A 10404-nucleotide genomic window follows, 5' to 3' on the forward strand; every position below is an offset into this window, starting at 1 on the left:
TTTCTAAATTACACCAATTTATTTTTTATAAGTTATAAAAAGTAAGGTTTATTATAAATAAGAATTTTAAAATTAAATAGAATTAATGAAAATAATACTATAGAAATTATTATAGTAAGAAACAGTTTTTAGAATATGAATAAAAATGTTTGGAAGAATAGAAGTATTTATTTTAAACTAAAAATTTAAATATGAAATATTTTATAATAAACTAAATAAACAAGATATAGTATGTATCCAAAGTTAATATATTGTGATACTTTATTAAAAAATGTATATATTTACAAATATTATATAAATTATAAAAAAATATTTACATATATGTATAAATATGTTAAAATATACTAAAATATTAAATAAATAAAGGATTTGTATTTATGGAGAAAATTAAAAATATAGAAATCGACTCAAAAGATATAAAAGATTATTGGTTACAAATAGTACCAGAAGTTAAGAATGAAAAAGCATTAAAAGAGTTAGTTAAAAAAGCTTCTAATTTAGATATTGATTACTTAGCAAATACCTTAATTAATAAAAAAATAGTTAATGATGAGTTTGACGAAGTGTTAAAAAATGAAAAATTTTATAAGTTAGATGACTTTGCTTTAGAATTCAGAGATAAAATACCATTTTATTTTTTTTATGAGCCCTTTATAAATTTAAACCTTAATAAATGGTTTAAGAAAATACAAAATTTACATATTATTGATGATATTAATGTGTTTTTTAAAAATCTTATATTTTGTACCTTGGAAAAACTTTCTATATACGCTTCAAGAACTCTTATTTTAGAAATTAATATTGCAAGAATGAATAATAAACTTAGAAATGTATCGGGAAGTAATACTTTTGAATATTACAATTATAGATTATTGAATGATAAAGATTACCTTTGTAATTTATATTCTGAATATAAAGAGCTAACTAAGATTTTATTAGAAAAAACTAATAAATATTTTGAATATAACTATGAAATTTTAAAAAATATAAAAAACCAGTTAGGCAATATTTGTGAAATTTATAAAAAGAAGCTAACAGATTTGAAAATTATTAGTATAAAAACTGGTATGGGGGATGAACATAAGTCTGGAAAAAGTGTTTCAATAATTAATTTCATAAAAGGATTTAAATTAGTATATAAGCCACGAAATTCAATTATTGATTCTATGTTTCAAAGGACCTTAGAATGGATAGAGAAAAAAGGAAAAAATCAAATTTTGCCTATTAAAAAACTTAAAGTAATTAATAATGATACTTTCGGATTAATTGAGTATATAAATCATGATCAATGTATAAATATAGAAGAGATAAAGAGGTTCTATGTAAAAGTAGGACAATTAATTGCAGTTTTACATTCCTTAAATGCAGTGGATTTTCATTCTCAAAATATTATTGCAGAAGGAAGTAATCCAATATTAGTTGATTTAGAAACATTATTTCATCCTTATGTAAAGATTCATTCTTATAAATTTGAAACTTCATCTGAAAAACTTGCTAATAATATTATTGAAAATTCAGTACAATCAATAGGGATATTACCACATTTTTTAATGGATGAATCAGTTTCAGATGAAGTTATGGATATAAGTGGACTTGGTGGATCGAAAATACAAAAATCTCCTTTTAAATCATATGTTGTTAAAAATAGAGGTACTGATCATATAGAAGTAGCAAGAGATAATTTAGATATTTTACCAGAAAAAAATAATCCTATACTAAGAGGAAAAGCTCAGAAATCTGAAAATTATGTTAATGAGATAATGTCTGGTTTTAAAGCTTCTTATAATGTAATACTAAGAAATAAAAATGAGTATATTAATTGGATAATGGATAATTTTAAAGGGAATATAAATAGAATAATATTTAGACCAACTAGAAATTATACACAACTTCTTAATACTAGCTATCATCCGGATTTATTAAGAAATGAAGAAGATAGAATAGTATTTTTTAGTAGAATTTTTAGTAATGTTGAAGATAGTGAAAATCAAATAGTAGGATTAGAGTTTAATAATTTGATGAACAATGAAGTACCTTCTTTTAATTGTAGACTTGATTGTAAAAACATATATGATATGAAAAAAAATATATGCATAGATTACTTAGATCAAACTCCATTAAAACTTGTTTATAAGAGAATAATGAATTTTTCAGAAAAGGACTTATATTTGCAATTAAGATTTATTCATATAGCATTTGAAAGTAAAAAAAGTGATTATCATAAAGATATAACTCCAATAAAATTTCATCAAATTAATAATAATCAGCTAGAAATTTATAGTAAAAAGTATATTGACTTAGCTATAGAAATAGGAAACTATATTATTGATAATAGTATTGTTGATAAGGATGTAGAAAATAATAGAACATGGGTGAGTCCTATTTTAGCAGGAAGAAATGAAGTGGGAGTAGGTATAAATCCTGTTGGCGACGATTTATATAATGGCAATTGTGGAGTTGCATTATTCTTAATATATTTAGGTTATGTTACTGGTAAAGATAAATTTATACAATCAGCTAGTGAAGCCATAGAATCTAGAAGGAAGTTTATAGATAGTATTGAACCTAAATACCCACTATCAATAGGGGCTTTTAGTGGTATAAGTGGAACTATATATGTACTTGATAAACTAGTACAATATGGCAAAAGACAATCAGATAAGGAATATATAGAAAAGTATGTAAATTATTTAGATGAAATAGTGTTTATGGATAAACAATATGATTTAATGGGAGGAGCGTTAGGATGCATTGCTGTATTACATCCTATAATAAAATCAAATAATTATCCAAACTTAAATAGGGTAATGAAATCAATTATTAATAAATGTTGTACTCATTTGATTAATGAAAAGAAAAAAGTTGATATTGGTGGAGTATCATGGGGAAATGTTACAAAAAGCACTGGTTTTTCTCATGGAAATGCAGGTATGATTGCTTATTTAAGTAGATTATTAAATGAGAATTGGATAGAAAATAAGAAAGATTTAGAGGTTGTTATAGATCAAGCTCTTAAATTTGAAAGAGCATTATATATAGATAAATATAAAAATTGGTATAAGGATAATAAAAAAGAACAAATTTGTTATGGTTGGTGTCATGGAGCTCCAGGAATTTTATTAAGTAAGTGTTTAGCCAAAGATTTTAGAATTAATGATTATAAATGGCAAAAAGAAATTCAATCTGCTTTAAATACAACAAAAAGCAAAAGTTTTGGTAATAATCCTTCATTATGTCATGGAGATTTAGGAAATTTAGAAGTATTATATATAGCATCAGAAATTTTAGAAGAAAAAAAATTGAGGAATGATTGTAAATTAATTTTTGATGAAATATATCAAACTGTAATAAAAGAAAGGTGGAAGGGAAAATCTTTTAGGGGGGTTGATTCTTATAGTTTAATGGTTGGATTATCAGGATTCGGCTATTCTTTATTAAGATTTTCATCATTATATAACATACCTTCTGTATTATGGTTAGAATAAATATTTAGTTAAGTATACAAAGTTAATCTGCTATATATTTTAAATTATTATATTATAGTAAAGATTTTATATAATTTTATGGTTCTTTAATAAATGTTGAGTAGTATAGAATGGTATCTACATATAATTGATATAATTCAGTAAATTAGAGTTAAATATATTAAAACAGATAGGTACTATATAATACTACACAACGAATTATAAGCTACCAATTTTATTAATTATTACTAAAGGTGGGAATTATATGAAAAAATATGAACAATTAACAGGTCTTATAAAAATAAGTGATTTGGAATCAATTTCTGATGATTTCGGAGGAACAGGAACTCCTTGTGCTGCAACTGCAACAATTGGTTTAACTATTAAGGTTGCTAGTGCAGTAGTTTGTGAAACTGGTGCATGTACAGGCCACTGTAAATAATTTATAAGATTAGTATAAACAAAAAAATCATTATAAGTATCAATATATAGGAGGAGTTTATTATGAAAAATTATGAAAAATTAACTGGATTTATTTCAGCAGAAGAATTAGAAGAAGCGTCAGCTCAAATCCCAAATGGAGCAGGAACCCCAACAATAACTATAGCTACTGCAATTACAAAGGCTACTATAAGTATTGCAACATATGCTGTTTGTGATACAGGTGCATGTACAAGCTATTGTGATTAATAAACAATAAATGGAGGAGAGATAAGTTATGAAAAATTATGAAAAATTAACTGGTTTTGTTCCAGTAGAAGAATTACAAGAAACAGCTGATGAATTAAAAGAAGCTGGAGGTTTTACTGCTTTGGCATGTGCTGTTAGTGGGGCAGTGACTGTTGCCCTTTCAGTAGTAGGATGCCCAACTGGTGCATGTTCAGGACATTGTTAGTTTAATCAGTTAATAGCATAGAAATTTAAATTAAATATTATAGCAGATTAATTTGTATTTGAAATTGATACTAATATAATGATGTTATTTTGAGAGGAAGTACAAAATGTTAAAGGTTAATTATATAAATGAAATAAAAAAAGTATTAGATTTTTCTGGCAAAAACACATATAATACTCAGTTTGAAAATTTAGAAGAAAGTAAAATATTTGATAATTTCTATAAAGAATTTATCAAATATTTTGAATTTCAACTTAATAATATACTATCAGAATTTAGTAATGAACAATTTAACATAAATGTAGATAAAATTTTATTAAATTGTATGGAGTCATTTAGAAATGATATGATTGGAATATGTAATAAAATTTTAATATCTGAAATATATAAAATGAAAGAAAAAGGGGAGTTAGTAGGGAAAACAAAAGTTGATAGATATTCTTATTTTAATAATCTTTTGGATGGAAAAATGAAGTTGAAAATAATTGAAGAAAACCCAGTATTAGACTATTTGATTATTAATAAAATTAATACTAAATTAGCTCATATTAAGGAATGTTTAATCAGATTAAAAAAAGATTTTATAGAAATAACTGATAAGTTTGATATAGATATAAAACTTATAAATAAATTGTTACTAGATGAAGGTGATACGCATAATAATGGAAAGTCTGTAATTATATTAGAATTTGATAAAGGGATTAAAATTGTTTACAAACCACATTCTATGGATTCTGATGAATCTTTTAATAGGTTAGTAGATTATATAAATAAATCAAATTATTTTAAGTATGATCTTAAAACTGCTAATTCAATAAATAAAAATGATTATGGATGGCAGGAATTTATTACTTACAAGGAATGTGAAAGCAAGGAAGAAGTAAAAGCTTATTTTTTTAGAATTGGAATGTTAATAGCAGTATTTAATTTGATAAGATCTAAAGATTTTCATTATGAGAATATTGTAGCACACGGAGGATATCCTGTCCCAATAGATGTAGAAACAATAATTAGTAATAGAGAAAATACTTTAGATAACGAAAAATGTTTAAATTTAATTTCAAGAAATTTTGCAATGGAAGTTGAAAATTCCATTTATGGAACTTTAATGATTCCACAAAACTTAGAAATGATTAATTTCCCAATTGATATGAGTGGATTAAATGGTGGCCTTAATTCAGAAAATGATATTGAGTTATCAAAAATTATTAATGTAGGAACAGATGAAATCGGATATCAAAAAATTAAAGCTAATATTGATGAGAAACAAAATAGAGTTAAATATAAAGGCAACTTAATTGAAATTAAAGATTATATATCATATATAATTGTGGGTTTAGATAAAGGGTATGAATTTATTATAGGAAAAAGAGAAGAATTAATAGATTTAATTAAAAATAATAAAATATTTAAAGGGAAGTATAGACAAGTTTTAAGAGCAACAGCAAAGTACGTTAAATTTTTAGATGCCGCCATCCACCCTTTATATACTAGTAAGTTTGAAAATAGAAATAAAATTTTTTCTTATTTATTTGGACATAGTAAAATTAGTAATAAATTAAGAAAGAGAATAGAATCAGAAATATCTCAACTATATGTAAATGATGTTCCATATTTTTGGACTGAATTTAATAGTAAAGATATTTATGGTGCTGATGGTACATGTATTCCTAGATACTATGATAAAACCATGTGTGAATTGATTATAGATAGAATTAAGTTAGCTGATCAAATGGATAAACAAAAACAGATACTTTATTTAAAATCTTCTATTGCAAGTTTGATAAAAATTCAAGATTCAAATAAATATAAAGAAAATTATTCAAGTGTAATTTTAAATGATTTTAAAGTGAGTAATGATAAAAAAATTAAATATATCGAAATTTCTAAAAAAATTGCAGATTACTTGCAAAATTTATGTATTTGGAATTCTAAAAAAGATAAATGTACATTTATGGCACTTAATGCACAAAATGATGGAGCTATAAAATATGGTTCATTAAATAGAAATTTATATGAAGGGTTAGGAATAGTATTATTTTTTGCAACATTATATAAGGAAACAAAAGGTAGTAGTTATAAAAAGATTATTGATGGAATACTGAATGGATATGATGAGATATATATGGATTCAATATCTGAAATTAAATCTAGTGGTGTATTTACGGGTATAGGTTCTTTAATATATATTTACTACAATTTATGGGTTATATTTAAAGAAAAAAAATTCTATGATAAATATAGAAAATGTCTGGAAAAAATATTAAAACTAGATTTTACAGAGAGAGAATTTGATGTTATACATGGAGCAGCAGGATTAAGTATTTTACTGTCAAATATTTATTTAAAGGAAAGAGATAGTTTTATTTTAGACCTAATGAATAAATGTGGTGAAAAATTATATTTTGAATTAAAAGATAAATCAAAGAAACATCTAACTGGATTTTCTCATGGTTATGCGGGATATAGTACAGCGTTATTTGTTTTAGCATATTACCTTAATAATGATAAGTATTATAAATTAGCAAAAAGTTTAATAAACATAGAAAATAAATACATAGACTTTAAAAGAAATAATTGGATGGATTTAAGAAGCAATACTAATTTGGCTGATCCAGTATATTGGTGTCATGGGGCGGCAGGAATAACATTGGCAAGGATATTAGCAAAGCAATATTTAAAAAAAGAAGATAAAAAAATACTTGATAATAATATAGAAATGGGACTTAATAAAATTTTAAAAGATGGGTTTGATTCAAATAAAAATGATAGCATATGTCACGGTATTTTTGGAAATTTAGATTGCATTTTAGTAATAGCTAAAAAAAATCATGATAAATCTTTATTGAAAATAATATATAATATTGCAGATAAAGAATGTGAAGCTATGGTTAAAAATGGAATTAAATGTGCAAATCCATTGAAAGTAGAAACTATTAATTTTATGTTAGGTATTTCAGGTATTGGATATGAATTGTTAAGATTATATAACAATAATATCCCATCAGTTTTAGCACTGGAGGTATTTTAAAATATTTTGATGGAGGAATAATAATATATGAGATTGAAAACGAAACGAAAAGTTCCTTATGTACCCCAACTAATACAAACTGAATGTGGCTTTTGTTGTGTGGTAATGTTATTAAAATATTATGGAGATAGTAGACCGCTTAGTGACTTAAGAGAATATACAGATGTAGGTAGAGATGGATTAAGTTTAAAAAACATAATTAGTTTATTGAAAAATCTTAAATTTGATACAAAGGCATATAAAAGTAATGCTGACCAATTAATAAATATAAACCTTCCAGCAATAATATACTGGGAAAAAAAGCATTTTGTAATATTAGAAAAAATTAATGAGAAATCTGCAATTATAGTAGATCCCGGGATAGGTAGAAGGAAAATAAGTATACATGAATTGGAAGAAAAATTTTCAAAATATTCATTAGTAGCAACTCCATCTGAAGATTTTGTTCCAATTAAAAACAAAGAAAATATATGGTTTCATTATCTTTATCTTATGTTTAAAGATAAAAAATTACTTTTTCAAATCATATTGTATTCAGCTTTATCATATTTAATTACATTACTTTTTCCAATTTTAATACAAGGTATTGTTGATAGCATTTCTTCGGGAAATATTAATAATATATTGAATGAAAATACGTATTTAATTATTATATCATCTTTTATAATTTATGGTTTAGTAATTTTTATATCAGGAAGAAAGCAAGTCGATTTTAAACTTTTAATATATAAAGTATTATGTAAAGATATATTTAATCATCTTTTAAAACTACCTTATAAATTTTTTGAAAATAGGTCAATTGGAGATATAATTTTTAGAATAGAGAGTTTAGCAATTATTCGAAATCTTTATTCTGAAAAATTAATTAGTTTTTTTATTGATTCTGGTACTATGTTAGTAATTCTAGTATATATGTTTAGTAAGTCTGTATTTCTTACAAGTTTATTAATAACATTATTTATTATTACAGGTGTTATTTTATATATAGCTAATAAGAAGATATTAGAAAACAATAGTTATGAAATAATTGAAAGTTCTAAACTTCAAACTTTACAAATTGAAATGATAAATTCAATTCAAATAATTAAATCATCAGGTATTGAATATGAAACTTATGATAAATGGAATAATCAATTTGATTTAACTCTTTCTAAGTCTAAAAATAGAGAAATACACCAAAATATATATAATATGATTGCTACTTTGATGAAGACATTAGTACCATTTGCAATTTTATTTATAGGGGTATTAGTTTATGTAAAAGGTAATATTACATTAGGAACATTGATATCATTTTATACTATGGCTAATATGTTTTTTTCTCTGGCAATAACTTGTTTTTCATCAGTTAATAATTTTGCATTAGTATCTCAATATTTAGAAAGAATTAAGGATATAACCGATCAAAATATTGAAAAAGGACTAGAAAATAATTTTGAGAATAATGTAGAAGGTATTATTGAGTTGGAAAATATTGACTTTTCTTTTACTAAGTATTCTAATAATGTTTTAAAGAATATAAATATGAAAATAAAAAAAGGTGAAAATATAGCTATTGTTGGGAAATCAGGTTCTGGTAAAAGTACTTTAGGTAAAATGTTAATAGGATTATATATGCCTAAAAGAGGAAATTTGTCTTTTGATGGCGTACCAGTTGAAAAAACTAATTTAAAAAAAATTCGTAGGAAAATTGGTTTCATACCACAAGAAATATTAATATTCAATAAAGATATTTACGAAAATATAAGAATGAATAGAGAGTTTGTAACATTTGATATGGTAAAAAAAGCATGTAAGATTGCACAAATTGATAAGGAAATTGAAGAAATGCCTATGGGATATAATACTTTAGTATCAAATATGGGAAGTAATTTATCTGGAGGACAAAGACAAAGAATTGCACTTGCTAGAGCAATTGTAAATGATCCCAAAATTATTATTATGGATGAAGCAACTAGTTCATTAGATTCAATAAATGAATTTAAAATATCTCAATATTTTAAACAAAATAAATGTACAAGAATAATAATTGCTCATAGGTTATCTACAATAATTAATGCAGACAAAATATTTGTTATGGATAATGGTGAAATTGTAGAAGAAGGAACTCATGATGAATTAATAAAAATAAATGGGAAATATTGTGAGTTATATAATTATCAACAAGAAGATAAAGAATCAATAAAAGAAGTACAAACCAAAAAAGTTATTTAAGTAAAAACGAAATATAAAATTTTAGTTTACAGTAACCAATAAACTTGTATTAACTTATTTTATAGAGGGGGAAAAAGAAATGGGTAGTGTAAACATGTTAAAAAATCCAGTTTTAAAAAATAAATTCTCAAATAATGAAAAAAATCCAGCAGGAGATCTTTTACTAGAAGTTTCAGAACAAGATTTTTCTTTAAATATATCAGGAGCAGAAGCATATAATAGTGAAGGTTTAGGTAACTCTGGCAGTAAATGTAGTTGGAGTAGAGAGTGTCAAAGAATATGTAATTGGATAAGCTATGGATCAGGTGGAATTTTTGGTTGCTAACTAACATAAACATATAATTAAGATTTAGTTAATAAATTTAGAAAAATACAAGTTTATTGTTTTGTAATAAAATACGACACTTATGTTTTTTTATAGTAAGTGTCGTATTAATATTTAATAAATAAAGGAGTATAGCTAAATGGGGTATATACTTGAAACAAAAAATTTAAGTAAAAAATTTAAAGAGTTTGAAGCAGTTAAAAGAATAAATTTAAAAGTTCCTAAGGGATGTATATATGGATTTTTAGGACCAAATGGAGCAGGAAAGTCTACAACTATTCGTATGTTACTTGGATTAATTAAAATGACAGAAGGTCAAGTTAGTATTTTGGGAAAATCAATTAAAAAAAACAGAATTGAAATATTAAAAGAAGTTGGAGCTTTAGTTGAATCACCATCATATTATGGTAATTTAACTGCTTATGACAATTTAAGAATAATAAAAAGAGTATTAAATTTAGATGAAAAAAGGATA

8 protein-coding genes are annotated in these 10404 nt (G+C 24.0%); all 8 read left to right on the forward strand.

Annotation, left to right across the window (positions count from 1 at the left end; translation table 11 throughout):
* Positions 1 to 377 precede the first annotated feature (377 nt).
* Positions 378 to 3485: a type 2 lanthipeptide synthetase LanM family protein gene (locus ABDZ71_RS19840; protein WP_343764663.1), complete on the forward strand. Its 3108-nt coding sequence runs from the start codon at positions 378 to 380 to the stop codon at positions 3483 to 3485.
* 244 nt (positions 3486 to 3729) lie between these two features.
* On the forward strand, positions 3730 to 3906 hold the full coding sequence (locus ABDZ71_RS19845) for a hypothetical protein (protein ID WP_343764665.1): 177 nt from the start codon (positions 3730 to 3732) through the stop codon (positions 3904 to 3906).
* A 62-nt stretch (positions 3907 to 3968) separates the two neighbouring features.
* Positions 3969 to 4154: a hypothetical protein gene (locus ABDZ71_RS19850; protein ID WP_343764667.1), complete on the forward strand. Its 186-nt coding sequence runs from the start codon at positions 3969 to 3971 to the stop codon at positions 4152 to 4154.
* A gap of 28 nt (positions 4155 to 4182) precedes the next feature.
* Complete coding sequence (locus ABDZ71_RS19855) at positions 4183 to 4359, forward strand: class II lanthipeptide, LchA2/BrtA2 family (protein WP_343764669.1); 177 nt, start codon at positions 4183 to 4185, stop codon at positions 4357 to 4359.
* Between the two features lie 106 nt (positions 4360 to 4465).
* Positions 4466 to 7390 carry a type 2 lanthipeptide synthetase LanM gene (lanM, locus tag ABDZ71_RS19860; RefSeq protein ID WP_343764671.1) on the forward strand — a complete coding sequence of 975 codons (2925 nt, stop codon included), beginning with the start codon at positions 4466 to 4468 and terminating at the stop codon, positions 7388 to 7390.
* A 27-nt stretch (positions 7391 to 7417) separates the two neighbouring features.
* Complete coding sequence (locus ABDZ71_RS19865) at positions 7418 to 9604, forward strand: peptidase domain-containing ABC transporter (protein ID WP_343764673.1); 2187 nt, start codon at positions 7418 to 7420, stop codon at positions 9602 to 9604.
* A 79-nt stretch (positions 9605 to 9683) separates the two neighbouring features.
* Entirely contained in the window at positions 9684 to 9929 is a 246-nt protein-coding gene (locus ABDZ71_RS19870) for a plantaricin C family lantibiotic (RefSeq protein ID WP_343764675.1), read from the forward strand.
* Between the two features lie 139 nt (positions 9930 to 10068).
* Positions 10069 to 10404: ATP-binding cassette domain-containing protein (locus tag ABDZ71_RS19875; RefSeq protein WP_343764677.1), on the forward strand; the 336-nt coding region annotated here is incomplete at its 3' end.

The organism is Clostridium oceanicum, from assembly GCF_039521385.1.
GTDB classification, from domain to species: Bacteria; Bacillota; Clostridia; order Clostridiales; family Clostridiaceae; genus Clostridium_F; species Clostridium_F oceanicum.